Genomic DNA, 25,310 nt, shown 5'->3' with positions numbered 1-25,310 from the left:
TATCCCTCGCGCCATCTCGGCAGCGGCGCTAAGGTCGCAGCCGGTTTTCCCATATCCGGCCCGCACCCATGACGATCCGCCAACTGACCGCCCCGCATGCCGTCCTGCTGGAGGAGCCGCAAAACGGCGTTCCCCAGACCAGCGAGATGATCCGTGGCGAGCGTTTCCGCATTCTGGAGGAGCGTGACGGCTGGCTGCGGGCGGAGAACGCCTTCGACGGGCATGTCGGCTGGCTGCCGCCGGGCACCGCGCATCGGGAGGCGGTTGCCCCCACCCACCGCGTGCGGGCTTTGCGCGCCGACCTGCACCCCGGACCGACGCACCGGGCGCCGCCGGTGGCGACGCTCAGCTTCGGCTCGCTGGTGACGCTAGACGGCCGGGCCGAGAATGGCTGGGTCGGCACCGACGACGGGCTGTGGCTGTTCGCGGGATGGCTGGAGCTGGTGGATGCGGCCCCCGCGACCGACCACATCGCCACCGCGCTGCGCTTTCTGGAAACGCCCTATGTCTGGGGCGGGCGCAGCAGCTTCGGCATCGACTGTTCCGGGCTGGTGCTGACCGCCATGGCGGCGGCCGGGGTGGTCTCACACCACAGCAGCGGGATGCAGCGCAAGGATGACCGGCTGGGGGCATGGGTGTCCGACGATGGCCGCGGCGTCGACTACCGACGCGGCGACATCGTCTTCTTCCCCGGCCATGTCGGGCTGATGGTGGACGGGACGAACCTGCTGCACGCCACCGTCTTCACCATGTCAGTCGTGATCGAGCCGCTGAGCGAGGTCGCCAAGCGCGCGGAGATCAACGGAGTGCGCCGTCCCAACCTGACGCGGGCGTAGCGCCTCCCCCACCAGCAGCAGGGTCGGTCCCTTGCCGGCGGCTACCCCCTGCTCCGCCATCTCGCCGAGCGTCGTCCAATAGCGCCGCTCGTCGGGCCGGCAACCATTCTCGACCGCCAGCACCGGCGTTTCGGCCGGCAGCCCGGCCCCGGTCAGCCCCTGGCCGACGGCGCGCGCCTGCTCGCGTCCCATATAGATCGCCAGCGTGCCCTGCGGATCGGCCAACCGCGCCCAGTCGGGCTCGAACCGCTCGCCGTCGCGGCCATGGGCGGTGACGAAGGTCACGGCGCGCGACACCCCACGCCTGGTCAGCGACAGGCCGGTGGAAGCGGCACAGCCGAGCGCCGCGGTGATGCCGGGGATGACGCGCACCGGAATGCCGAGGCTGTCGAGATGCTCGATCTCCTCGCCGGCGCGGCCGAACACCATCGGGTCGCCGCCCTTCAGCCGCACCACCCGCTTGCCGCGTTGCGCATGGAAGGCGATCAGCGCGTTGATCTCCCCCTGCGGCAGCGAATGCCGGCCAGACCGCTTGCCGACGCAGATGCGCTCGGCCTTCGGATGGGCGAGGTCGAGGATGCCGGCGCCGACCAGCGCGTCATAGAGCACGACCTCGGCGGCGGCCAATGCCTTCACCGCCGCGACGGTGAGCAGGTCGGGGTCGCCGGGGCCGGCGCCGACGAGCGTCACTTGCCCCCACCTATCCTCCCCCGCTGGGCGGGGGAGGGACTGCCGCCGAACGCCGACAAAGCACCTGTTCCCCTCCCCCGCCCAGCGGGGGAGGGTCAGGGTGGGGGCACCGCCGCCGGCGCCCGCGATTCGCGGGACCAAGAGGCGCGCCAACGCCGCGAGACCATCACGCCACTTCGCGCTGATGAGCATGACGAAGCACCTCCTTGAGTTCAGGCACGCAGGAACCACAATTCGTGCCGGCCTTCAACGCCGCACCGATCTCCGCCACGCTGGTCAGCTGCCGGTCACGGATGGCGCCGACCAGCCGGTTGATGCCGACGCTGAAACAGGCGCAGACGATCCGCCCTTCATCCGCGGCTGCACCCGGCGCCCGACCGGCGAGCAGCCCGGCCCGCGCGCCGTCGTCCAGCCCGTCAGCCTCCAGCAGACCGGCGAGCCAGCCGCGCGGCGGCAGACGCCCGTCGGCGGCGACGAACAGGCAGGCATCCAACCGGTCGCCGTCCACCCAGGCCATGCGCAAGCCGCCGCGCGCCTCGTCGCGGAACTCCACCGCCGCCTCGGCCGGATCGAGACCGGGCAGCCAAGCCGCAAGATCGGGAATCGCTCCGATCCCCGCCATCTCTACTAGATGGCCGCCGGCCACGGCGCGGCGCGCCCAATAGCCGCCATGGGCAGGCTCCACCGGACGGCGGGTCAGCAGGAAGGCGGTCCAGTCCGGCCGCCAGGGCTCCACCGTCGCCGGCATCCGCTTCAGATCCGGCTGGCCGGAAAACGGGTCCACCGCCTCGTCGTCGATCAGCCGGCCGATGACGCAGCCGCCGGTGAAGCGGTCGGTCCAATGCATCGGCAGGAAGATGGTGCCTTCGCTCTGCGCATCGGTGACGCGCACCCGCGCCAGCGCCTCCCCCGCCGCCGCGGCGATACGGGCCAGCCCGCCATCGACCAGCCCCCGCGCCGCCGCATCCGCCGGGTGGATGTCCAGCCGAGGCTCCGGCGCATGCGCCGACAGCCGCGCCGACAGACCGGTGCGGGTCATCGTGTGCCACTGGTCGCGCAGCCGCCCCGTGTTCAGCAGCAGCGCCCCGTCCGGCAGGTTGCGCGGCAGCGGCTTCGCCGTCACCGCCAGCATCCGGGCGCGCCCGTCCGCGGTGAAGAAGCGGCCATCGCCGAACAGCCGCTTCTGCGGCTCGCCCCCCACCCGCCAGGGCCAGGGGAAGGGCGCCAGCGCGTCGTAGCCGGCATCGTCCAGCCCGCCCAGCGCCCCGATGTCGAAGGCCCGCGCCCCGCCATTCTCGAACGCCGACAGCGCCGCATGCTCGCGGAACACCGCGGCGGCGGTTTCATACGGAAAAGCGTCGCCAAACCCCATGCGCCGCGCGACCTGGGTCATGATCCACCAGTCCGCCCGCGCCTCCCCTTCCCCATCCTTGAAGGCCCGCTGGCGCGAGATGGTGCGGTCGGAGTTGGTGACGGTGCCGTCCTTCTCGCTCCAGCCCTTGGCCGGCAGGCGGATATGGGCGAAGCGGCCGGTGTCGGTGTCGCGGATGCAGTCGGAAACCACCACCGTCTCGCATTTCTCCAGCGCCCGGCGGACCCGGCCGGCGTCGGGCATGCTGACGGCGGGGTTGGTCGCCATGATCCACACCGCTTTGACCGTCCCGGCCACGATGGCGCGGAACAGGTCGACCGCCTTCAGCCCCGGCTTGTCCGCCATGCGCGGCGCGCTCCAGAAGCGGCCGACCCGGTCGACCTCTTCCGCCGTAAAGCCCATATGGGCGGCCAGCTGGTTCGCCAGCCCGCCCACCTCGCGTCCGCCCATGGCGTTCGGCTGCCCGGTGACAGAGAAAGGACCGCAGCCCGGCCGGCCGATGCGCCCGGTCAGGAAATGCACGTTCAGGATGGCGTTGACGGTGTCGCTTCCCTGGGAGGACTGGTTGACCCCCTGGGAATAGACCGTCACCACCCGCCCGGTCGCCGCGAATTCGGCATAGAAGGCGGCGACCTCGGCCTCCTCCAGCCCACAGCGGCGGGCGACCGCAGCCACATCCGGCGCATCGGCGCGGGCGGCGGCCAGCGCCTCCTCCACCCCCTCGGCATGGGCGGCGGTGAAGCCCGCATCGCGATGGCCGTTGCCGTCCAAATAGGCCAGCAGCCCGTTGAACAGCACCGCATCGGTTCCGGCCTTCAGCGCCAGATGGCGGTCGGCGGCATCGACGCTGTCGGTGCGGCGCGGATCGACCACGACGATGCGCGTGTCGCGCCCGGCCCGTGCCGCCAGCAGCCGCTGGTTCAGCACCGGATGGCACCAGGCGAGGTTGGAGCCGACCAGCACCACCAGATCGGCGCTCTCGAAATCCTCGTAGGTCCCCGGCACCGCATCGGCACCCAAGCCCCGCTTGTGCCCGACCACCGACGAGGCCATGCAGAGCCGCGAGTTGGTGTCGATGTTCGCCGAGCCGATGAAGCCCTTCATCAGCTTGTTGGCGACGTAGTAATCCTCGGTCAGCAGCTGGCCGGAGACGTAGAAGGCGACCGAATCCGGACCATGCTTGGCGATGGTGTCGGAAAAGCGCCGGGCCACCTCGTCAAGCGCCTCGTCCCACGACACGCGCTTATCGCCGATTTCGGGATGGAGCAGCCGCCCCTCCGGCACCAGCGTGTCGGCCAGCGCCGATCCCTTTGAGCAGAGCCGTCCCCGGTTCGCCGGGTGGTCGGCATCGCCACGCACGCTGACGGCACCATCGGCCGCCACCGTCGCGATCACCCCACACCCGACCCCGCAATAGGGACAGGTGGTCTTCACCTCCCGTTTCGGCCCGGAGGTTGGCTCCGCTCCGTCAAACATGGCCGCAGGCCTTGCGGCAGCCGCCGCGCGACAGCTTGGCCTCGCCGAGCGCGAGGGAGACGCTGCGCCCCTCCACCCGCACCGGAACATGGCCGGTGCGGCCCTCGTCGGGGGCGACGGCTTCGCCGGTCGCCAGCTCGATCACCCAATTGTGCAGCGGGCAGGTGACGCGGCGGCCATGGACGATGCCCTGGGACAGCGGCCCCTGCTTGTGCGGGCAGGCATCCTCCAGCGCGAAGACCTCATCCTGCGCCGTGCGGAACAGCGCGATGTCGCCATCGGGGGTGCGGACGACGCGCGAGCCCAGCACGGGGATGTCGTCAATGCTGCCGACCGGGGTCCAGACGATCTCGGAGATGGCGGTTTCGGGGGCGGCGTTTTCCATGATGATGCTGTCCATGTTCCCTTACCCCACTTCGGCGAGCAGATTGAATTCGTGACGGTCGACGCCCTTGGCGGCGCGTTCCGCCCACGGGTCGTCCTGCGAGAAGGTCTGCGAGAACAGGAAGCGCGCGTTCAACGCCCGCCGCCGCTCCGGATCATCGACCAGTGCCGCCTTGATGTGGTCGAGGCCGACCCGCTCCACCCACGGCGCGGTGCGCTCCAGATAGCGGGCCTCCTCGCGGTAAAGTTGCATGAAGGCGCCGGTGTATTCCAGCACCTCCTCCTCGGTGGTGACGCGGACCAGCAGGTCGCAGGCCCGGACATGCAGGCCGCCGTTGCCGCCGACATGCAGCTCGTAGCCGCTGTCGATGCACACCACGCCCAGATCCTTGATGGTCGCCTCGGCGCAATTGCGCGGGCAGCCGGACACCGCCAGCTTGACCTTGTGCGGGGTCCAGGTGCCCCAGGTCATCCGCTCCAGCTTCACGCCCAGCCCGGTCGAGTCCTGCGTGCCGAAGCGGCACCACTCCGACCCGACGCAGGTCTTCACCGTGCGCAGCCCCTTGGCATAGGCGTGGCCGGATACCATCCCGGCGGCATTCAGATCGGCCCAGACCGCCGGCAGATCCTCCTTCTTCACGCCGAACAGGTCGATGCGCTGGCCGCCGGTGACCTTCACGGTGGGGATGGCGAACTTGTCGACCACATCGGCGATGGCACGAAGTTCCGCCGCAGTCGTCAGGCCGCCCCACATGCGCGGCACGACCGAATAGGTGCCGTCCTTCTGGATGTTGGCGTGGGCGCGCTCGTTGATGTAGCGCGACTGGTAGTCGTCCCGGTACTCGCCCGGCCACGCACACAGCAGGTAATAGTTCAGCGCGGGCCGGCAGGACGCGCAGCCGTCGGGCGTCGTCCATTCCATCGCCTGGAACACGTCGGCCATAGTCTTCAGCCCGCGGTCGACGATGGCCGCCCGCACCGCGTCATGGGTGTGGTGGGTGCATTTGCACATCGGCTTGACCTTGGGCGCCGCGGTGAAGCCGTCGCCCAGCGTCACCGCCAGCAGCCGTTCCACCGTGCCGGAGCAGCCGCCGCAGGAGGCGGATGCCTTGGTGTGCGCCTTCACCTCGTCCAGGCTGGTCAGGCCCTTCTCGGTGATCGCCTTGACGATGGCGCCCTTGCAGACGCCGTTGCAGCCGCAGATCTCGGCGCTGTCGGGCAATGCCGCGATGGCGGCGTTCGGGTCGCCGGCATCGGCGCTGCCGAAGCCCTGGCCGAAGATCATGGTGTCGCGCTCGGCCGACACGTCTGCGCCGTCCTTCAGCAGCGAGAAGTACCAGGCGCCGTCCTTGGTGTCGCCATACAGCACGGCGCCCAGCAGCTTGCCGTCCTTCAGCACCAGCCGCTTGTAGACGCCGCGGGCGGCGTCGCGGAACACGATGTCCTCGGTCCCCGCCCCGCCCGAGAAATCGCCGGCGGAGAACACGTCGACGCCCGTGACCTTCAGCTTGGTCGAGGTGACCGAGCCGGTGTAGGCGGCACCCTCCCCGCCCGCGAGGTCGTGGGCCAGCACCTTCGCCATTTCGAACAGCGGGGCGACAAGGCCCCAGGTGACGCCGCGATGCTCGACGCACTCGCCGACCGCGTAGATCGACGGGTCGCTGGTGCGCATCTGGTCGTCCACCCGGATGCCGCGCCCGCACTCCAGCCCGGCCGCCTTGCCCAGCGCCATGTTGGGGCGGATGCCCACCGCCATGACGACGATGTCGGCCGGCAGCTCGCGCCCATCCTTCAGCCGCACCGCGCCGACCCGCTCGTCCCCGACGATTTCGGCGGTGTCGGCGCCGGTCAGCACCTCGATGCCGCGGCGCTCCAGTTCACGCTGCAACAGCATGCCGGCCGACGGGTCGAGCTGGCGTTCCATCAGCGTCGGCATCAGGTGGACGACGGTGACCTCCATGCCCTTGACCCGCAGGCCGTTGGCGGCTTCAAGCCCGAGCAGCCCGCCGCCGATCACCACGGCGCGGCCGCCCTTGGCCGCCGCCGCCAGCATGGCGTCGACATCGGCCAGATCGCGGAAGCCGATGACGCCCGGCAGGGTCGATCCCGGTACCGGGATGATGAAGGGCATGGAGCCGGTGGCGATCAGCAGCTTGTCATAGGGAACGACGCGGCCGGACTGCGAGACGACCGTCTTGCCCTCGCGGTCGATGCCCTCCACCGGCTCGCCGGTCAGCAGGGTGATGCCGTTGGCGTCGTACCACTCGCGGCTGTTCAGCACGATCTGGTCGAAAGTCTTCTCGCCCGCCAGCACCGGCGACAGCATGATGCGGTTGTAGTTCGGATGCGGCTCGGCCCCGAAGACGGTGACCTCGTAGCGGCCCGGCGCCTTGGCCAGCAGTTCTTCCACCGTCTTCATGCCGGCCATGCCGTTGCCGACAACCACCAGCCGCTCCCTGGCCGGGCCGGCACTGCGCAGTTCAGCCTCGTTAAGTTCGACGGCGGGCCCGTTGTTCGATGAGAGATGCATGTCCATGGCGCGTCTGCCTCGTCTATCGTGTCCGGCCTGCTGCAAAGTCAGGCACGGGGCCAAAAAGAAAGGCGTCCGAACGGGCCTGAGTCCCTGCCCCGCGAGTGACTCGCGAAGATGGGTGCAGACCTGTTCGGACGCCGTTGTCCGGGCGGTTCGTCGTCGAACCAGAGCCAATTCCGCGCGTCGTCGCACGGTTTCGGCGGGTGTCGCGGGCACTGGCGACGTTGCTGGCGCCCGCTGTTGTCTCGCCACTCCCTTTGCAATCCGCGTGCCAATCCCTTCGCAAGCGGACGGCTTCGGGAAAACTCCAAGGATTCCGCGGGGTCGCGCCCTGCTTTGCACCCGATACCTAGGTGCCTAAATTCGGATCATCCTTAGGTATTGCACAAAGCATGACCACGCAGACTTGTGTGCGCCGCAAAAATCGGCAGGCGGCGCGATGGTGGCGGCGGGCACCTCATACCTTCCGCCGGGTCATAGCCAGAGGAATCAACCGCTCCGGCCCATTTTTCGGCAAAAGCCATCCTTTGGCATGAGGCTTGCGAAGAGGGAGGCCAGAGACGCGCCAACGACGGTGCGTGCATCCCAAGCGTCCAATGATGGGCCAGCCCCGGCAGTGTTGCCGACCCCGGTATCGACAGGCCTTTAAACAGGGCTTTTCCGGTCGATCCCGCTGGACGCTTTCGACGGCCAAGGTGCTCCACCACCATCTGCCCGAAAAACAGCCAGTCCGGGATTTGCCCAGAAAATCGCCACCGGTGTCGCATGCCCGACCGCTGGTCCGGATTTCAGAGATGGAGCAACCGACGTGGCCCAGACCCTTCCCACCCTCCGCCACCTTCTCGCATCCGCCGCTGCCGTCATCGCCCTGACGGCAGGCGTCTCTGCCATCGCCGCGCCGCTCGACGTCGAGAAGGACCAGCTGAAGCTCGGCTTCATCAAGCTGACCGACATGGCGCCGCTCGCCATCGCCGCCGAAAAGGGCTTTTTCGAGGATGAAGGCCTTTCCGTCACGCTGGAGCCGCAGGCGAACTGGAAGGTCCTGCTCGACCGTGTGATTTCCGGCGAACTGGACGGCGCCCATATGCTGGCCGGCCAGCCGCTGGGCGCCACCATCGGCTTCGGCACCAAGGCGCACATCGTCACCGCATTTTCCATGGACCTGAACGGCAACGGCATCACGCTGTCGAACGACGTCTGGCAAAAGATGAAGGCCAACGTGCCGAAGGGTGCGGACGGCAAGCCGGCCCATCCGATCACGGCCGACGCGCTGAAGCCGGTGATCGCCCAATACAAGGCGGAGGGCAAGCCCTTCAACATGGGCATGGTCTTCCCGGTCTCGACCCACAATTACGAACTGCGCTATTGGCTGGCGTCGGGCGGGATCAACCCCGGCTTCTACAGCCCGACCGACGTGTCGGGCCAGATCGGCGCCGACGCGCTGCTCTCCGTCACCCCGCCGCCGCAGATGCCGGCGACGCTGGAGGCCGGCACCATCTACGGCTACAGCGTGGGCGAGCCGTGGAACCAGCAGGCGGTGATCAAGGGCATCGGCGTCCCCGTCATCACCGACACCGAGATTTGGAAGAACAACCCGGAGAAGGTCTTCGGCGTCACCGACGACTGGGCGAAGAAGAACCCCAAGACCCATCTCGCCGTCGTCAAGGCGCTGATCCGCGCCGCCCAGTGGCTGGACGAGAACAACAACGCCAACCGCGCCGAAGCGGTGAAGATCCTGGCCAAGCCCGAATATGTCGGCGCCGACGCCAAGGTGATCGCCAATTCGATGACCGGCACCTTCGAGTATGAGAAGGGCGACAAGCGCGACGTTCCCGACTTCAACGTCTTCTTCCGCTACAACGCGACCTACCCCTTCTATTCCGACGCCGTCTGGTACCTGACCCAGATGCGCCGCTGGGGCCAGATCGCCGAGTCCAAGCCCGATGCTTGGTACGACGAGACCGCCCGCAAGGTCTACAAGCCCGACGTCTATCTCCAGGCCGCCAAGCTGCTGGTCGAGGAAGGCAAGGTCCGGGAAGCCGACTTCCCGTGGAAGAGCGACGGCTACAAGCCGGTGGATAACGGCTTCATCGACGGCATCCCCTATGACGGCCGCAAGCCGAACGACTACCTCGCCAAGCAGCCCATCGGCCTGAAGGGCGACCAGAAGGTCGAGGCCGGTCAGGTGGTGGGGGGCTGAGCGCCAGCCTTATGCCCCCACCCTAACCCTCCCCCGCCCTCGGCCGACCGAAGGTCGGTCCGATCGCGGGGGAGGGGACTGCCGCCGCCTCCCCATAAGGCCCCCTCCCCTGCGAAGCGGGGGAGGGTCGGGGTGGGGGCACGTGTAGCCGACGCCTCCACGCCCGCCGACAGCTCAGGACACCCCGCCATGACCAGCCTGACCGACACCTCCGCCGACCTCGCCCGCGCCCAGCGCAAGGCGCGCCGCACGCACACCCTGAACCGCATCGCCTCCGCCCTGAACACCGTCGGCCTCGGCTGGCTGGCGCCTCTGCTGCGGCTTGCCGCCGGCGAGAATCCGCGCCAGCAGGGCGTCGAGCTGTGGCGCCAGATGGGCATTCCGCTGACCGCCATCCTGCTGTTCCTCGCCGCCTGGGGCTGGGCCGCCCCGCAGGTGCAGACCAGCCTCGGCGCCATCCCTGGCCCGGCCCAGGTGTGGGAGCAGGCCACCAACCTCTACGCCGACCACAAGGCCGAACGCGCCAAGGAAGCAGCCTTCTACGACCGACAGGCCAAGCGCAACGCCGAGATCCTGGCGAAGGACCCGGCGGCGGAGGTGAAGACCCGCCCCTATGCCGGCAAGCCGACCTACCTCGACCAGATCGTCACCAGCCTGAAGACGGTCTTCACCGGCTTCCTGCTGGGCGCCTTGGTGGCCGTGCCGCTGGGCGTGGCGAGCGGCCTGTCGCCGACGGTCAACGCCGCGATCAACCCGCTGATCCAGATCTTCAAGCCGGTGTCGCCGCTGGCCTGGCTGCCGCTGGTCACCATGGTGGTCAGCGCCACCGTGTCGGGCAGCGACCCGCTGTTCGAGAAGTCGTTCCTGACCTCCGCCATCACCGTCACGCTGTGCTCGCTGTGGCCGACCCTGATCAACACGGCGGTCGGCGTGTCCTCCATCGACCGCGACCTGATGAATGTCGGCAAGGTGCTGCAGCTGTCGGGCTTCACCATGGTGCGCCGCCTCGTGCTGCCGTCCGCCCTGCCCTACATCTTCACCGGGCTGCGGCTGTCGCTGGGCGTGGGCTGGATGGTGCTGATCGCGGCGGAGATGCTGGCGCAGAACCCCGGCCTCGGCAAGTTCGTCTGGGACGAGTTCCAGAACGGCTCCTCCAACTCGCTCGCCAAGATCATGGTGGCGGTCTTCACCATCGGCCTGATCGGCTTCCTGCTCGACCGCGTGATGCTGGCGCTGCAGTCCGCCGTCAGCCACAGCCCCGCCCGCTAAGCGAAGGAAAAGACGGCCATGGCGATCCTGGACCTGAAGGGTGTGTCGAAGTCCTATGGTGGCACCACCGTGCTGCGCGACATCGACCTGTCGATCGAAGAGGGCGAGTTCGTCGCCATCGTCGGCTTCTCCGGCTCCGGCAAGTCGACGCTGATCAACCTGATCGCCGGGCTGGCGATGCCGGACGCCGGCGAGGTGCTCTATCGCGGCAAGCCAGTGACCAGCCCCGGCCCGGAGCGCGGCCTCGTCTTCCAGTCCTATTCGCTGATGCCCTGGCTCAGCGTGAAGGAGAACGTCGCGCTGGCCGTCGACGCCGTCCATAAGGCCAAGCCGTCGGCCGAGCGCGGCGTGCTGACCCGCCGGGCGGTGGAGACGGTCGGCCTCGGCCACGCCACCGACCGCCGGCCGAAGGAGCTGTCGGGCGGCATGCGCCAGCGCGTCGGCTTCGCCCGCGCGCTCGCCATGAGCCCGGAGATGCTGCTGCTGGACGAGCCGCTGTCGGCGCTCGACGCGCTGACCCGCGCCAAGCTGCAGGACGAGATCGAGGCGATCTGGCGCAAGGACCGCAAGACCGTCATCCTCATCACCAACGATGTGGACGAGGCGATCCTGCTGGCCGACCGCATCATCCCGCTGACCCCCGGCCCGAACGCCACGCTCGGCCCCGCCTTCACCGTCGACCTGCCCCGCCCGCGCGACCGCACCGCCGTCAACCATGACGAGGATTTCAAGCGCCTGCGCGCCGAGGTCACCGCCTATCTGATGGAGGTCGGCGTCGCCCGCGGCACCGGCGGCGATGACGACCTGATCCTGCCCGACGTGAAGCCGATCACCGCCTCGCCCCCGCCCAAGGCCTATATCGAGGCGATGGGCGGGCGCGGGATGGAGGACCGCTATCTGGAATTCACCCGCCTGACCAAGACCTTCGCCACGCCGAAGGGGCCGCTGACCGTGGTGGACGGCTTCGACCTGAAGATGCGCAAGGGGGAGTTCGTTTCGCTGATCGGCCATTCCGGCTGCGGCAAGTCCACCGTGCTGTCGATGGTCGCGGGCCTTGCCGACGTGACCAGCGGCGGCATCGTGCTGGACGGCAAGGAGGTGGACGGCGCCGGTCCCGACCGCGCCGTGGTGTTCCAGGCCCCCAGCCTGTTCCCCTGGCTGACCGCTTACGAGAACGTCATGCTCGGCGTCGACCGCGTATTTCCCCATGCGAACAAGGGCGAGCGCGCCGACATCGCCCGCTACTATCTCGTCCGCGTGGGCTTAAGCGACAGTATGGACAAGAAGGCGTCGGAGCTGTCCAACGGCATGAAGCAGCGCGTCGGCATCGCCCGTGCCTTCGCCCTGTCGCCCAAGCTCCTGCTGCTCGATGAGCCCTTCGGCATGCTCGACAGCCTGACCCGCTGGGAGTTGCAGGAGGTGCTGATGGAGGTGTGGGCGCGCACCAAGGTCACCGCGGTCTGCGTCACCCACGATGTGGACGAGGCGCTGTTGCTGGCCGACCGGGTGGTGATGATGACCAACGGCCCCAATGCCAAGATCGGCCATGTCCTGACCGTCGACATCCCCCACCCGCGCACCCGCCAGGCCCTGCTGGAACACCCGCGCTATTACGACTACCGCGAGGAGTTGCTGAACTTCCTGGAAGGCGGCCATGCCGGAGCGCCGAAGAAGGCGGCCTGAGCCGCTTCCATCTTCCGGAAATCCCACCGAATAGGCATTGGACAAGCTGGCCCCGCGGGGCCAGCTTGTTGTCTTTCGGGATGACGACGAGGGACCAGAGATGAAGCGCGTGACCCTGCCGGACGGCACCGACGTTCCGGCTCTCGGCCAGGGCACCTGGATGATGGCGGAGGGGCACGGCGACCGTGCCGCGGAGATCGCCGCCATCCGGGCCGGCATCGACCACGGCCTGACCCTGATCGACACCGCCGAGATGTACGGCGACGGCGCATCGGAAGAACTGGTGGGCGAGGCCATCGCCGGCTGGCGCGACGGCCTGTTCATCGTCACCAAGGTCCTGCCCAGCAACGCGTCCCGCATCGGCACGGTGAAGGCCTGCGACCGCAGCCTGAAGCGGCTGAAGACCGACCGCATCGACCTCTACCTGCTGCACTGGCGCGGCGGCGTGCCGCTGGAGGAGACGGTCGAGGCGTTCGAGCTGCTGCGCCAGTCCGGCAAGATCGCCCGCTGGGGCGTCTCCAACTTCGACGTGGACGACCTGGAGGAGTTGGGGGAGGTCACCGACCTGCACGGTTGCGCCGTCAATCAGGTGCTCTACAACCCCGAACACCGCGGCATCGAATACGATTTGCTGCCCTTCCAGCACACCGCGCGCATGCCGGTGATGGCCTATTCCCCCATCGGCCAGGGCGGCCGCCTGCTGCGCTCCCCAGCATTGCTGGCGGTGGCCAAGCGCCACAAAGCCACCCCGGCACAGGTGGCGCTGGCCTGGGCGCTGCGCCAGCAGGGCGTGATCGCGATCCCCAAGGCGGGATCCACGGCGCACGCCATCGAGAACGCCGAGGCCGTGAAGCTGACCCTGACAGGCGAGGACATCGCGGAGATTGACCGGGCCTTCCCGCCGCCGAAGCGCAAGCAACCGCTGGCGATGATTTGAGGATTGCAGGCCTAGAAATGGCGAAGGCCGCCAACCCGTTCCGGTTGGCGGCCTTCAGAATGGTGGTCCCGACTGGGATTGAACCAGTGACCCCTACGATGTCAACGTAGTGCTCTCCCGCTGAGCTACGAGACCACGGGAACCTAAAACTGTCGCTCCAGTAATGGAGCGGGCGAAGGGATTCGAACCCTCGACCCCAACCTTGGCAAGGTTGTGCTCTACCCCTGAGCTACGCCCGCAAAGTGGCGCGAGTGACGGGACTTGAACCCGCGGCCTCCGGCGTGACAGGCCGGCGCTCTAACCAACTGAGCTACACCCGCGCTGAGGAGCGGCGCCTTTTACAAGACTTCACCCCGATAGACAAGACCTAAACTCTACCCAAACCTTCAGAAGTGGTGGAGCCAAGGAGGATCGAACTCCTGACCTCTACAATGCCATTGTAGCGCTCTCCCAGCTGAGCTATGGCCCCACTATACTTCTGCTACCCTTCACCAACACTTGGAGTGTTGGTGCGCTTGGAGGGACTCGAACCCCCACGGCCTTTCAGCCACTAGGACCTGAACCTAGCGCGTCTACCAATTCCGCCACAAGCGCTTTCCCCGCACCGCGTTGGGCGCCGCGGGGAGCGCTTATGTAGCGGGATGGATCGCGGCCCGCAAGCAGAGAATTCACTCTTCGCGAAAATTTTTGCGGCGCCCTTTCCGGCCGGCCCAGACGGCAAGGCCGAGCCCGATCGCCGCACCCGCGGCAACCCCGGCGGCGATGCGCAGCGTGGTGCGGTTCACGTCGCCGAACACCGTCGCGCCGCGCAGGATGATCTTCGCCATCGGCTCCGGCCGGTCGGGATCGAGCAGACGCTCGTCGACCAGGGCCACCTCCGCCTCGCTCAGCGGTTCCGGCTCCAGCGGCCGGAGCGACCGGCCGGCGGGGCGCATCAGACGGTCGACGGTGGCGACCAGCGAGCCGCTCCCCTCCTCCGTCCGCTCGACCTCCTCCACCGCCACGCCCAGATGCTCTGCCATCAGCCGCGTGCGGACGGAGCGGATGGCGCGGCAGTTCTCCGACTCCTCCTGCCCATCGCTGGGCGGGCATTCGATGGCGAGGTCGCATTCGGTGTCCAGCCCCTGGGACCGGTTGTTGATGTTGGACGATCCCACCCGCAGGAAGCGGTCGTCCACCACCAGAACCTTGGCATGGACATAGATGCCCTGCCCGCCTTCGGTCACCGGGGCCAGGATGCGGAAGCGACCGTGGGGGTCGGCCGCGCGCAGGCGCTGGACCAGCAGCGAGCGGGCGCTGCCCATCGCCTCCTCCTCCACCCAACCGGGGGTGCGTTCCGGATTGACGACCACGACCTCCGGCCCGTCCGGCTCCGACAGACGGGCGGCGATGGCGCCGACGATCCGTTGCGAGGCGAAATACTGGCTTTCCAGATAGATGAACCGCCGGGCCGCGGCGATGGCGGCCAGATACAGCGCCTCGATTTCGCGCACGCCGCGCTTGCCGGTCTTGTCCCGTCCTTCATCATCCGCCATCGGGTCGGTGCGGGCGATGGCGACGGGGATGTCGCGGAAGTCAGGCTCCAGGTCCTCCGGCCAACGGGCTTCGGTCGGCGGCGGCGGGAGCAGCGCGTCGCCGGTGGCCCGGCGCCAGCGCTCCCGCGCCAGTTCGCCCAGCGCCCGCGCCGCCTCGCCGTCGACGGCGGTGGTCACGTCGTGGAAGGGGCCGTAGGGCTCGCCGCTCGGCCGCACGCGGCGGGGATCGTCGTCGCGGTGCTCGGGGGTGTCCCAGCGGTCGGTGGTCATGTCGATGCCGCCGCAAAACGCCAGCGCATCGTCGATGATGGCGATCTTCTGGTGGTGGCAGGCGCCGGGCGGATGGGCGGAATCAAGGCGGAAACGCAGGCGCCGGCTGCTCATCCAGTCGAGCAGGACCAGCGGCGTCCGGCCACGGAACGGCATCTTCAGAACCGCCAAGTCCCATTTCAGCACGTTGATGGTCAGTTCCGGCCGCGTCCGGACGATCCATGACAGGAAATCGCCCAGCTCGTTCGGCACGTTCGGAATCGGGTCTTCCGGCTCCAGCTTGATCCGGGTGTCGAAATCCCAGCCGATCAGCATCACCGTGTGGCGGGCGTTGAGGATGGCCTCCTTGATCCTGGCGAAATAGGCGGCGGCGTCGATGATGACGGCCATCCGGTCCGCCTTCGCCACGCGCCAACAGGTCCGGCCGGGCACCAGGATCGGTCCCGCCGGGATTTGGCTGGTCGGATAAACGGGACTTGGGCGGGCTGCGTCCGGCGTCGCGGCCATGTCGACCTTTCCTTCCGGCATGATGGGGTTTGGCAATGGCAGCAGCGGAACCGCTGCCGTGCCTTCGATGAACCCCGCAAGCCGGTGGACGGTTCCCCGCTTTCCGCTCAGCCCGCCCGGAATCGCAGCTGCATGCGGTGCAGGTAGGTCTCGCCGGGGTCCAGCCGGGCCGACGGGAAATGGCCGATGTTCGGGCTGCCGGGAAAACGCTGGCTTTCCAGCGCCAGCCCGGCGAAGCGGCGATAACGCTGCCCGCCTTTCCCCACCACCTGCTCGCTGAGATAGCCGCCGGTGTAGACCTGCAGGCCCGGCTGGTCGGTCGCCAGCTCCATCCGCCGGCCCGAGGCCGGGTGCTCCAGCACCGCCACCGGCCGCAGCTCCCCCGCCGGCCCCTCAAGGCACCAGTTGTGGTCGAAGCCGAGGCCGCCGACCGCCTCCAGCGCGTCATCCAGCCCTATACCACCACGCAGGTCGAAGGGGGTGCCGTCCACCGGCCGCACCTCCCCCGTCGGGATCAGGGCGGCGCCGACCGGCGTGGTGAAGCCGCCCTGCACCGTCAGCCGATGGTCGCGGAGGTCGCCCGTGGCGTGGCCCCCGAGGTTCCAATAGCTATGATGGACGAGGTTGACGATGGTCGGCCGGTCGGTCGTCGCCGTCATGCGGATGTCCAGCACGCCGTCGTCGCTCAGCTGGTAGCGCGTCGTCGCCGTCAGCGTTCCGGGATAGCCCTGGTCGCCGTCCGGCGAGACGAGCGTGAAGATGACGGCGTTCTCCGCCTCCTCCGCCGTCGCATCCCAGATCCGCCGGTCGAAGCCCTCCGGCCCGCCATGCAGCTGGTTCGGCGGCTCGTTGACGGCCAGTTCATGGCGCACGCCATCCAGCCAGAAGGCCGCCCCGCCGATGCGGTTGCCGTAACGGCCGCAGGTGGCGCCGAAATAGGCGTCGCTCGCCAGATAGTCGGCCACCCGGTCGAAGCCCAGAACCACGTCGGCGCTGGTTCCATCGCGGCCGGGCACCGTCATCCGCACCAGCCGGGCGCCATGGGCGATCACCGTCGCCTCCAGCCCGCCGGCGGAGAGGGTGAAGCCCTCCACCGGACGGCCCTCAAGGGTATCGAACAGGAAACTCTCGATGGGCATCACGCCTCCGCCGGTTCGCCGCCGCGGCCGGCCCAGACCGTCAGCAGACCCTTCTGCAACAGGATGAACACGAACAGCAGAACACCGATGGCGATCTTGGTCCACCAACTGCTCAAGGTGCCGTCGAAGGTGATGTAGGTTTGGATCAGCCCCTGGATCAGCACGCCGACGAAGGTGCCGACGACATAGCCGTAGCCGCCGGTCAGCTGGGTGCCGCCGATCACCACCGCGGTGATGGTGTCCAGCTCCACCCCGGTCGCCGCCAGCGAATAGCCGGCGCCGGTGTAGAGCGAGAAGACGATCCCCGCCAGCCCGGCCAGCAGCCCGGACAGGGCATAGACCGCCACCGTCGTCCGCCCGACCGGCACGCCCATCAGCTCCGCCGACTGGCGGTTGCCGCCCAGCGCGTAGAGGTTGGCACCGAAGCGCGTCCAATGCGCCAGCACCACCGCAGCGACCACCACCCCCAGCATCAGCAGCGCCGGCAGGCTCAGCTTCAGCCCGAAACCGAAGCGCAGCGCCATGTCGTTCATCTCGCCATAGAACGGGTGGTTGATCGGCACCGAATCGGTGGTCAGGACGAAGCCCAGCCCGCGGGCGATGAACATGCCGGCCAGCGTGACGATGAAGGGCGGCATCCGGAAGACATGGATCACCCCGCCCATCGCCGCCCCGAAGGCACCGGCGACGATCAGCGCCACGGCGAAGGCGGGGACGGGGTGCCAGCCGCCATGCTCGATCAGCACGGCCAGCAGCACGGTGGTGAAGCCGATCACCGCACCGACCGACAGGTCGATCCCGCCCGACAGGATGACGAAGGTCATGCCGACCGCGGTGATGCCGAGAAAGGCGTTGTCGGTCAAAAGGTTGCCCACCACCCGCCAGGAAGCGAAGTTGGGGAACTGCGCCGCGCAGATCAGGAATCCGACCACCAGCACGGCGGTGGTGACGATCAGCGGAAGGAACCGCTGGAGTGCTCCGGTCATGGTTTCGCCCCTCCGCTCCTCGGCGCAACCGGCGGCGGCGCCACCGGCGGCTTGACCGTGCCCATCGGCCGCGCTCCCTTCGGGCGCGGCAGGAACAGGGTCAGCGTCGGCGATTGCAGCAGCAGGACGACCATCAGGACACCCGCCTTGACGATCAGGTTGAATTCCGGCTTGAAGCCGCTCAGCAGGATGCCGGTGTTCATCGCCTGGATGATCAACGCGCCCACCACCGACAGTACCAGCCCGAAGCGCCCGCCCAGCAGCGAGGTGCCGCCGACCACCACCGCCAGGATGGCGTCCAGCTCCAGCCACAGCCCGGCATTGTTGGCGTCGGCACCGCGGATGTCGGCGGTGACGATCAGCCCGGCCACCGCCGCGCACAGCCCGCACCAGACATAGACGGCGACCAGCACCACCGGCGTGTTGACGCCGGCCCCGGCGCTGGACAGCCGGTTGATGCCGACCGCCTCGATCATCAGCCCCAGTGCGGTCGCCCGCACCAGCAGAGCCGTCACCGCCAGCACGAGGATGGTGAGGACCACCGGCATCGGCACGGTCAGGAAGGCCCCGCTGCCGATGAAGGCGAGCGCCGGGCTGGTGAAGGTGACGATCTGCCCCTCGGTGATCAGCTGGGCGATGCCACGCCCGGCGACCATCAGGATCAGGGTGGCGATGATCGGCTGGATGCGCAGAACCGCCACCAAGAGGCCGTTCCACAGCCCGCACAGCAGCCCGGCGGCTAGCGACGCCGCCAACACCACCGGCAGGCTCCACCCCGCCCCGGTCATGGTGGCGGCGACCGCGCCGGAAATCGCCATGACGGCGCCGACCGACAGATCGACACCGCGGGTGGCGATGACCATCGTCATGCCGATGGCGAGCAGCGCCACCGGGGCGCCGCGGTTCAGTACGTCGATCAGGCTGCCGAACAGCCGGCCGTCCTGCAGGCGGATGGCGAAGAAATCGGGAAACAGCAGCCAGTTGGCCAGCAGGACGGCGATCAGCGCGCCATATTGCGGCAGGTTGCGCGCCGGACCGGGAGCGGACAGCGTCATTGCCGCACCTCACCGCTTTTCGATTCAGACGGGATGGCATTCGGCGTCTCCGACGCAATGGCGGCGACGATGCGCTCCACGCTGACCTCCCCTCCCCTCAGTTCCGCCACATGGCGGCGGTCGCGCAGCACGACGACGCGGCGGCTGTAGGCGACGATCTCCTCCAGTTCGGACGACACCACCAGCAGCGCCATGCCGTCGGCGCACAGCCGCTCGATCAGGCGGATGATCTCGGCGTGCGCTCCGACGTCGATGCCGCGCGTCGGCTCGTCGAGGATCAGCAGGCGCGGTTCGGTCGCCAGCCAGCGCGCCAGCAGCGCCTTCTGCTGGTTGCCGCCGGACAGCAGCTGGATCGGCCGCTCGGCGTCCGGCGTGCGGATGTCGAGCAGGCGGATGAAGCGGTCGGCGATCTCCTCCTGGCGGCGGCGCGGGATCGGCTTCAGCCAGCCCTGCCGCGCCTGGAGCGCCAGGATGATGTTCTCGCGCACCGACAGCTCGCCGACGATCCCCTCCTTCTTGCGGTCCTCCGGGCAGAAGCCGAAGCCGAGCCGCACGGCGTCGCGCGGCCCCTTCAGCCGCACCGGGCTGCCGTCGACCGTCGCCTCGCCCTGGTCGGCGCGGTCCATGCCGAAGACGAGCCGCACCGTCTCGGTCCGTCCCGATCCCAGCAGCCCGGCCAGCGCCACCACCTCACCGGGCCGGATGTCGAGGTCGAAGGGCTCCACGCTGCGCGACTTGCCGAATCCCTTGAAACTGGCCAGCGGCGGGCGGCTGTCCACCTCCGCCGGGCCGATATCGATGCGGTGGGCCGCCTCCTCCAGCTCCCGCCCCAGCATCATGGCGACGAGGTCGAAGCGCGGCAGGTCGGCCGTGCGCCGCTCCCCCACCAGCCGGCCGTTGCGCAGCACGGTGATGCTGTCGCAGACCTCATAGACCTGATCGAGGAAATGGGTGACGAAGACGATGCCGATCCCGCGCGAGCGCAGGGTGCGCATCACCTTGAACAGCACGGCCACCTCCTGCGCATCGAGGCTGGCGGTGGGTTCGTCGAGGATCAGTACCTTGGCCGACATGTCGACCGCGCGGGCGATGGCGATGATCTGCTGCGTCGCCACCGAGAACCGCCCGAGCGGGGCCGTCACGTCGATGGACAGGCCATAGGGCATCAGAATGGCACGCGCCCGCCGCCGCATGGCGCCGCGGTCGACCAGCCCCCAGCGCATCGGCTGGCGGCCCAGGAACAGGTTCTCCGCCACCGACAGGTTGGGCAGCAGGTTCACCTCCTGATAGACGGTGCCGATGTGCAGGCGCTGCGCCTCCTCCACCCCGCGCGGCGCGATCTCCCGCCCCTCCAGCGCCACGGTGCCGGAATCCCGCTGATAGACGCCGGTCAGCGTCTTGATCAGCGTCGATTTGCCGGCGCCGTTCTCGCCCAGCAGCGCGTGGATCTCGCCATGGCGCAGGGTGAAATCGACGCCGTCGAGCGCCTGGACGCCGAGGAAGGCCTTCGACAGCCCACGGATCGCCAGCAACGGGGCGGAGGGAGGAGCGGTGGACGCCGTCATGACGGACCTCGCCGGATGCGCAATGGAAAGTGTGGGGAATCGAAGCCCTCTCCCGCCCCGGGAGAGGGAGGGGACCCACGAAGTGGGGAGGGTGAGGGGGAGTCCAAGAATCCGGAAGCGCATGGTTCCTTGCGCTACCCCTCACCCTTCCCACCGCTTCGCGGCGGGCCCCTTCCCTCTCCCGGGACGGGAGAGGGACCTGCAAACCTCACCCCAAGTCAGTAGGCGTCCTTGCGGCGCTCGTACTCGGCCTTGGCGGTCTCGGGCGTGAACAGCGCGGACTCCGTCTGGATCCACTTCGGCGGCGCCTTGCCGTCCTTCTTGAAGGCGATCAGCGCGTCATAGGCGGGACCCGCCATATTCGGCGTCAGCTCCACCGTGGCGTTGGCCTCGCCTTCCGCCATCGCCTTGAAGATGTCGGGCACGCCGTCGATGGAGACGACCAGGATGTCCTTGCCCGGCTTCAGCCCGGCTTCCTTGATCGCCTGGATGGCGCCGACCGCCATGTCGTCGTTGTGGGCGTAGACGGCGCAGATGCCCTTTCCGCCATTCTCCGCCTTGATGAAGCTCTCCATCACCTCCTTGCCCTTGGCGCGGGTGAAGTCGCCGGACTGGGTGCGGACGATCTTCATCCCCGGATTCTTGGCGACGATCTCGTCGAAGCCCTTCTTGCGGTTGATGGCGGGGGACGAGCCGACGGTGCCCTGCAGTTCCACCACCGCGCATTTGCCGCCGGTCTGCTTGGCCAGCCATTCGCCGGCCACCCGGCCCTCATGCACGGTGTCGGAGGTGACGGCGGTCATGTAGAGGCTGGGGTCCTTGGTCTCGATCTGGCGGTCCAGCAGCACGACCGGGATCTTCGCCTCCTTGGCCTCCTTCAGCACCGAATCCCAGCCCGTCGCCACCACCGGCGCGATGAAGATCGCGTCCACGCCCTGGGCGACGAAGGAGCGCACGGCCTTGATCTGGTTCTCCTGCTTCTGCTGGGCGTCGGAGATTTTCAGGTCGATGCCGCGCTTCTCGGCCTCCGCCTTGGCGGTCTTGGTCTCCGCCGCGCGCCAGCCCGATTCCGATCCGATCTGCGAGAAGCCGACCACCAGCTTCTTGTCGGCGGCCTGCACCGCGCCAAGCCCGATGAAGAGCGCCGCAGCGGCGGTGGCGGCGGAGATCACCCATTTCCTGGACATCTGTTTCACTCCCTGAGGTTCTGTGGCGAGGTTTTGTGGCGAGGTTCATGTGCGCCGGTCAGTCCCGGCCGAGCGTCCCCTCGACGCGGCGCCACAGCCCCAGCGGGTTACCGTCGCGCACCGCCTCCGGCAGCAGGCCGGCCGGCAGATCCTGGTAGCAGACCGGGCGCAGGAAACGGCGGATCGCCAGCGTGCCGACCGAGGTGCTGCGCGCATCCGACGTTGCCGGGAAGGGACCGCCATGCACCATCGCGTGGCAGACCTCCACCCCGGTCGGCCAGCCGTTCGCCAGGATGCGGCCGGCCTTGCGCTCCAGCGTCGGGATCAGTGCCGCCACGGCGGTCTTGTCCTGCGCATCCATCTGCACAGTCGCGGTCAGCTGCCCTTCCAGCCGTTCGGCGACGGCCTTCATGACCGCGACATCCGGACAACGGATCAGCAGCGATGCCGCGCCGAACACCTCCTCCTGCAATTCCGTGTCGGCCAGGAAGGCGTCCGCCGTGGTGGTGAAGAAGGCAGCCTGCGCCTGGTTCGGCCCGCTGCAGGCCAGTCCGCGCGCCAGCGTCGTCACCGCGCCGCTGCCGGCCAGCTTGGCGACACCGGCGTCATAGGCGGCATAAATGCCCGGCGTCAGCATGGTGGACGCAGCACTGCCGCCGATGGCCTCCACCGCGGCCGCGACGAAGCGGTCGAGGTCCGACCCCTCGACGCCCAGCAGGATGCCGGGATTGGTGCAGAACTGCCCGGCCCCCATGGTCAGCGAGGCGACGAAGCCCTTGCCCAGCGCGTCGGCCCTTGCGGCCAGTGCCGCCGGCATCAGGAAAACCGGGTTGATGCTGCTCATCTCGGCATAGACCGGGATCGGCTCCACCTGCCTGGACGCCACCTCCATCAGCGCCAGCCCGCCGCGACGCGAACCGGTGAAGCCCACCGCCTTGATGCGCGGATCGGCGACCAGCGCCGTGCCGATCTCGTTTCCGGTGCCGAACAGCAGCGAGAAGACCCCCTCGGGCAGGCCACAGGACGCAACCGCCGCCCGGATGGCGCGGCCGACCAGCTCCGACGTGCCGGGATGGGCGCCATGGCCCTTGACCACCACCGGACAGCCGGCGGCGAAGGCAGAGGCGGTGTCGCCGCCGGCGACCGAGAAGGCGAGCGGAAAGTTCGAGGCGCCGAACACCGCGACCGGCCCCAGCGGGATGTGGCGCTGGCGGATGTCGGGGCGGGGCAGCGGCTTGCGGTCGGGCATGGCCGGGTCGATGCGCGCTTCGATCCAGCTGCCCTCGCGCACCACCTGGGCGAACAGGCGAAGTTGCCCGACGGTGCGGCCGCGCTCGCCCTCCAGCCGGGCGCGCGGCAGGCCGCTTTCGGCCATGGCGCGGGCGATCAGGTCGTCGCCGATGTCGAGGATGTTCTGGGCGACGGTCTCCAGGAAGGTCGCGCGCTGCTCCAGGCCAGTCTCGCGGAAGGTGTCGAAGGCGGCCCAAGCCAGCGCGCAGGCGCGCTCCAGCTCGGCCGCTCCGCCGCCGCCGAAGGCGGGTTCCAGGGCTTCGCCGCTGGCGGGGGCGACGGCGCGGAACTCGCCCTCGCTGCCGCGGTGGGTTTCGGCGCCGATCAGCATCTCGCCGGTGATGGTCATGATGGGTCTCCTTGTTGGGAGGGGGTCGGCTGACGATACCCCCACCTAACCTCCCCCGCTGGGCGGGGGAGGGACTGCCGCCGCTTTCCCGATCAAGCACTTGTCCCCTCCCCCGCCCAGCGGGGGAGGGTTAGGGAGGGGGCATCCGCTGCAAGAACTCACCGCCCCCAGCGCAGTACCAGCGGATCGAGCCGCCGCGCCGCGTCCAGCAACCCGTCGCGGCTGATCGGGTGCGGGCTGGACATCGGGTGGCGCATCGCGTCGGACCTGATGACGCCGCCCTCCTTCATCAGGATCTTCGCGGTGGCGATGCCGCACTGCCGGTTCTCGTGGTTGATCAGCGGCAGCCAGCGCCCATAGGCCGCCACCGCCGCCTCGCGGTCTCCCGCCTGATAGGGATCGATGATCTGGCGAATGCCGTCGGGATAGCCGCCGCCGGTCATCGCCCCCGTCGCCCCGGCGTCGAGGTCGGCCAGCAGCGTGATCGCCTCCTCGCCGTCCCAAGGGCCTTCGATGGCGTCGCCGCCCAGTTCGATCAGCGTGCGCAGCTTGGCCGCCGCCTGCGGCACCTCGATCTTGAAGTAGGAGACCTGCGCGATCTCCCGCGCCATCCGCGCCAGCAGGGGGGCGGAGAGCGGGGTGCCGCTCACGGGTGCGTCCTGGATCATGATCGGGATGTCGATGGCGTCGGACACCCGCTGGAAGAACTCGACGATGCCGGCCTCCGGCACGCGGATGGTGGCGCCGTGGTAGGGCGGCATCACCATCACCATCGCCGCCCCCATATCCTGGGCGCGGCGGCTGCGCTCGGCACAGGCGCGGGTGCTGAAATGGGTGGTGGTGACGATCACCGGCACCCGGCCGGCGACATGGGCCAGCATCGTCTCCATCAGCACCGCGCGCTCGTCATCGGTCAGCACGAACTGTTCGGAAAAGTTGGCGAGGATGCACAGGCCGGTGGAGCCGGCGTCGATCATGAAATCGACGCAGCGCTTCTGGCCGTCGAGGTCCAGCTCCCCCGTTTCGGTGAAGATGGTGGGAACGACGGGGAAGACGCCGCGATAGGGACGGGCGCTGGGCGGCATGGTGGTGGAATCCTTCATCGGGTTCTTCGAGGCTCAACGCGACGGGGAACCGAAGCGTCTGGGCGGCAGGCCGCGGACGCCGGGGTCGCACTCGAACAGCGCCCCGGCCAGCGGCTCCTCGGGCCGGCCATGCGCGGCGGTGGTGACGAACAGCCGGTCGAGGTCCGGACCGGCGAAGACGCAGGAGGTCACGCGGGACACCGGCAGCGCGATGGCGCGGTCCAGCCTGCCGTCGGGGCGGAAGCGGCTGACGCGCGCACCATCCCAATGGGCGATCCACAGCCCGCCCTCGGCATCGCAGGTCATGCCGTCCGGGTAGCCGTCAGCCTCGGTAAAGCGAATATGGACACGCTTTCCGGACAGGCTGCCGTCCCTGCCGATGTCGAAGGCATGGACCGTCCGCGCCGCACTGTCGGTGTGGTAGATCGTCCGCCCGTCCGGCGACAGCGCCGGCCCGTTGGCGACGGTGTAGCCCTCATCGACCTTGGTGACGGCGCCGTCGGGATCGATGCGATAGAAGCTGCCGGCCGGCGCCTCCTCCGCATCGTCCATGCTGCCGACCCACAGCCGGCCCTGCGCATCGGCCTTGCCGTCGTTCAGCCGGTTGCCCGGCCGGTCCGGCTCGATCCGCGCCAACTCCTCGGCGATCACCGCCTCGCCCGGCTCCAGCAGCAGGCGGACAACGCTGCGGGAGCGCAGCCCGGCTATGAGGCCGTTGCCGTCGGCGCTCTCCACCAGCCAGCAGGCGGCGTCGTCAAGCTCCCACCCCGCCTGCGCCCCGTCGGATAGGCCGTGGCGCAGGATGCGGGAGCCGCGGATGTCGACGAAGTAAACGGCATCCTGCCGTGGGGACCAGAGCGGGCCCTCCCCCAGCAGCGCCCCGGCCTGCCAGACGCAACGCGCTTCCTGCGCCATGCCGATTCACTCCCCCCTCGCACCCTGTGGCTGCCGTTGCCGCCAGC

18 protein-coding genes and 5 tRNA genes are annotated in these 25,310 nt (G+C 69.0%); 5 read left to right on the top strand and 18 right to left on the bottom strand.

Annotated elements, in window-relative coordinates; all coding sequences use genetic code 11:
• Positions 1–68 precede the first annotated feature (68 nt).
• A complete protein-coding gene (locus J2Y49_RS18815; RefSeq protein ID WP_310116399.1) occupies positions 69–836 on the top strand; it encodes an NlpC/P60 family protein in 768 nt (255 codons plus the stop codon).
• Here J2Y49_RS18815 and cobA read toward each other — a convergent pair.
• From cobA to nirB, 4 genes are all read right to left on the bottom strand, one after another.
• A complete protein-coding gene (gene cobA, locus J2Y49_RS18810; protein WP_310116398.1) occupies positions 753–1,526 on the bottom strand; it encodes a uroporphyrinogen-III C-methyltransferase in 774 nt (257 codons plus the stop codon). The two genes, J2Y49_RS18815 and cobA, sit on opposite strands and share 84 nt — an antisense overlap.
• A gap of 166 nt (positions 1,527–1,692) precedes the next feature.
• Positions 1,693–4,374, bottom strand: coding sequence for a molybdopterin-dependent oxidoreductase (locus tag J2Y49_RS18805; RefSeq protein ID WP_310116397.1), 2,682 nt, complete (start codon positions 4,372–4,374; stop codon positions 1,693–1,695).
• The gene (gene nirD / locus J2Y49_RS18800) at positions 4,367–4,774 is read right to left on the bottom strand and encodes a nitrite reductase small subunit NirD (protein WP_310116396.1); all 408 of its coding nucleotides are present in this window, start codon (positions 4,772–4,774) and stop codon (positions 4,367–4,369) included. Before nirD ends, J2Y49_RS18805 begins: the two co-directional genes overlap by 8 nt.
• Before the next feature lie 6 nt (positions 4,775–4,780).
• Positions 4,781–7,288, bottom strand: a complete 2,508-nt coding sequence (nirB, locus tag J2Y49_RS18795) for a nitrite reductase large subunit NirB (protein ID WP_310116526.1) — start codon at positions 7,286–7,288, stop codon at positions 4,781–4,783.
• A gap of 811 nt (positions 7,289–8,099) precedes the next feature.
• On the opposite strand from nirB, the gene J2Y49_RS18790 reads away from it, so the two are divergent.
• From J2Y49_RS18790 to J2Y49_RS18775, 4 genes are all read left to right on the top strand, one after another.
• On the top strand, positions 8,100–9,491 hold the full coding sequence (locus tag J2Y49_RS18790; protein ID WP_310116395.1) for a CmpA/NrtA family ABC transporter substrate-binding protein: 1,392 nt from the start codon (positions 8,100–8,102) through the stop codon (positions 9,489–9,491).
• A gap of 189 nt (positions 9,492–9,680) precedes the next feature.
• Positions 9,681–10,760, top strand: coding sequence for an ABC transporter permease (locus J2Y49_RS18785; protein ID WP_310116393.1), 1,080 nt, complete (start codon positions 9,681–9,683; stop codon positions 10,758–10,760).
• An 18-nt stretch (positions 10,761–10,778) separates the two neighbouring features.
• On the top strand, positions 10,779–12,443 hold the full coding sequence (locus J2Y49_RS18780) for a nitrate ABC transporter ATP-binding protein (RefSeq protein ID WP_310116392.1): 1,665 nt from the start codon (positions 10,779–10,781) through the stop codon (positions 12,441–12,443).
• 100 nt (positions 12,444–12,543) lie between these two features.
• Positions 12,544–13,380 (top strand): aldo/keto reductase, encoded by an 837-nt coding sequence (locus tag J2Y49_RS18775; protein WP_310116391.1) that lies wholly within the window; start codon positions 12,544–12,546, stop codon positions 13,378–13,380.
• A 60-nt stretch (positions 13,381–13,440) separates the two neighbouring features.
• Here J2Y49_RS18775 and J2Y49_RS18770 read toward each other — a convergent pair.
• The 14 genes from J2Y49_RS18770 to J2Y49_RS18705 form a co-directional block, all read right to left on the bottom strand.
• Positions 13,441–13,515, bottom strand: a tRNA-Val gene (locus tag J2Y49_RS18770).
• Between the two features lie 29 nt (positions 13,516–13,544).
• Positions 13,545–13,619 (bottom strand) — tRNA-Gly (locus J2Y49_RS18765).
• Positions 13,620–13,623: 4 nt separating this feature from the next.
• Positions 13,624–13,700: transfer RNA gene (locus J2Y49_RS18760), tRNA-Asp, on the bottom strand.
• Positions 13,701–13,773: 73 nt separating this feature from the next.
• Positions 13,774–13,849, bottom strand: a tRNA-Ala gene (locus J2Y49_RS18755).
• 38 nt (positions 13,850–13,887) lie between these two features.
• A tRNA-Leu gene (locus tag J2Y49_RS18750) sits at positions 13,888–13,974 on the bottom strand.
• Positions 13,975–14,048: 74 nt separating this feature from the next.
• The gene (locus J2Y49_RS18745) at positions 14,049–15,692 is read right to left on the bottom strand and encodes a phospholipase D-like domain-containing protein (RefSeq protein WP_310116390.1); all 1,644 of its coding nucleotides are present in this window, start codon (positions 15,690–15,692) and stop codon (positions 14,049–14,051) included.
• Between the two features lie 107 nt (positions 15,693–15,799).
• Positions 15,800–16,831, bottom strand: coding sequence for an aldose epimerase family protein (locus J2Y49_RS18740; RefSeq protein WP_310116389.1), 1,032 nt, complete (start codon positions 16,829–16,831; stop codon positions 15,800–15,802).
• Positions 16,831–17,817: a galactofuranose ABC transporter, permease protein YjfF gene (gene yjfF, locus J2Y49_RS18735; RefSeq protein WP_310116388.1), complete on the bottom strand. Its 987-nt coding sequence runs from the start codon at positions 17,815–17,817 to the stop codon at positions 16,831–16,833. The genes J2Y49_RS18740 and yjfF overlap by 1 nt, the downstream gene beginning before the upstream one ends.
• Positions 17,814–18,872, bottom strand: coding sequence for an ABC transporter permease (locus J2Y49_RS18730; RefSeq protein ID WP_310116387.1), 1,059 nt, complete (start codon positions 18,870–18,872; stop codon positions 17,814–17,816). Before J2Y49_RS18730 ends, yjfF begins: the two co-directional genes overlap by 4 nt.
• Positions 18,869–20,437 carry a galactofuranose ABC transporter, ATP-binding protein YtfR gene (gene ytfR / locus J2Y49_RS18725; RefSeq protein ID WP_310116386.1) on the bottom strand — a complete coding sequence of 523 codons (1,569 nt, stop codon included), beginning with the start codon at positions 20,435–20,437 and terminating at the stop codon, positions 18,869–18,871. The genes J2Y49_RS18730 and ytfR overlap by 4 nt, the downstream gene beginning before the upstream one ends.
• A gap of 218 nt (positions 20,438–20,655) precedes the next feature.
• Positions 20,656–21,624, bottom strand: a complete 969-nt coding sequence (gene ytfQ, locus J2Y49_RS18720; protein WP_149222518.1) for a galactofuranose ABC transporter, galactofuranose-binding protein YtfQ — start codon at positions 21,622–21,624, stop codon at positions 20,656–20,658.
• 58 nt (positions 21,625–21,682) lie between these two features.
• Positions 21,683–23,263, bottom strand: a complete 1,581-nt coding sequence (locus tag J2Y49_RS18715) for an aldehyde dehydrogenase (NADP(+)) (protein WP_310116385.1) — start codon at positions 23,261–23,263, stop codon at positions 21,683–21,685.
• A 158-nt stretch (positions 23,264–23,421) separates the two neighbouring features.
• A complete protein-coding gene (locus tag J2Y49_RS18710; protein WP_310116384.1) occupies positions 23,422–24,366 on the bottom strand; it encodes a dihydrodipicolinate synthase family protein in 945 nt (314 codons plus the stop codon).
• A 15-nt stretch (positions 24,367–24,381) separates the two neighbouring features.
• On the bottom strand, positions 24,382–25,263 hold the full coding sequence (locus J2Y49_RS18705; protein WP_310116383.1) for an SMP-30/gluconolactonase/LRE family protein: 882 nt from the start codon (positions 25,261–25,263) through the stop codon (positions 24,382–24,384).
• Between the last annotated feature and the right edge of the window lie 47 nt (positions 25,264–25,310).

The sequence above is a fragment of the Azospirillum sp. BE72 genome, from assembly GCF_031455875.1.
GTDB lineage: Bacteria > Pseudomonadota > Alphaproteobacteria > Azospirillales > Azospirillaceae > Azospirillum.
Note: the sequence above shows the minus strand (reverse complement) of the source record. Positions and strands in the feature narration are given on the sequence as shown.

Excerpts from the sequence above, each read along its gene's own strand:
- J2Y49_RS18815 (WP_310116399.1), top strand. The coding sequence starts at position 69 with ATGACGATCCGCCAACTGACCGCCCCGCATGCCGTCCTGCTGGAGGAG.
- J2Y49_RS18805 (WP_310116397.1), bottom strand. The coding sequence starts at position 4,374 with ATGTTTGACGGAGCGGAGCCAACCTCCGGGCCGAAACGGGAGGTGAAG.
- nirD (WP_310116396.1), bottom strand. The coding sequence starts at position 4,774 with ATGGACAGCATCATCATGGAAAACGCCGCCCCCGAAACCGCCATCTCC.
- nirB (WP_310116526.1), bottom strand. The coding sequence starts at position 7,288 with ATGCATCTCTCATCGAACAACGGGCCCGCCGTCGAACTTAACGAGGCT.
- J2Y49_RS18785 (WP_310116393.1), top strand. The coding sequence starts at position 9,681 with ATGACCAGCCTGACCGACACCTCCGCCGACCTCGCCCGCGCCCAGCGC.
- J2Y49_RS18780 (WP_310116392.1), top strand. The coding sequence starts at position 10,779 with ATGGCGATCCTGGACCTGAAGGGTGTGTCGAAGTCCTATGGTGGCACC.
- J2Y49_RS18775 (WP_310116391.1), top strand. The coding sequence starts at position 12,544 with ATGAAGCGCGTGACCCTGCCGGACGGCACCGACGTTCCGGCTCTCGGC.
- J2Y49_RS18745 (WP_310116390.1), bottom strand. The coding sequence starts at position 15,692 with ATGGCCGCGACGCCGGACGCAGCCCGCCCAAGTCCCGTTTATCCGACC.
- J2Y49_RS18740 (WP_310116389.1), bottom strand. The coding sequence starts at position 16,831 with ATGCCCATCGAGAGTTTCCTGTTCGATACCCTTGAGGGCCGTCCGGTG.
- yjfF (WP_310116388.1), bottom strand. The coding sequence starts at position 17,817 with ATGACCGGAGCACTCCAGCGGTTCCTTCCGCTGATCGTCACCACCGCC.
- J2Y49_RS18730 (WP_310116387.1), bottom strand. The coding sequence starts at position 18,872 with ATGACGCTGTCCGCTCCCGGTCCGGCGCGCAACCTGCCGCAATATGGC.
- ytfR (WP_310116386.1), bottom strand. The coding sequence starts at position 20,437 with ATGACGGCGTCCACCGCTCCTCCCTCCGCCCCGTTGCTGGCGATCCGT.
- ytfQ (WP_149222518.1), bottom strand. The coding sequence starts at position 21,624 with ATGTCCAGGAAATGGGTGATCTCCGCCGCCACCGCCGCTGCGGCGCTC.
- J2Y49_RS18715 (WP_310116385.1), bottom strand. The coding sequence starts at position 23,263 with ATGACCATCACCGGCGAGATGCTGATCGGCGCCGAAACCCACCGCGGC.
- J2Y49_RS18710 (WP_310116384.1), bottom strand. The coding sequence starts at position 24,366 with ATGAAGGATTCCACCACCATGCCGCCCAGCGCCCGTCCCTATCGCGGC.
- J2Y49_RS18705 (WP_310116383.1), bottom strand. The coding sequence starts at position 25,263 with ATGGCGCAGGAAGCGCGTTGCGTCTGGCAGGCCGGGGCGCTGCTGGGG.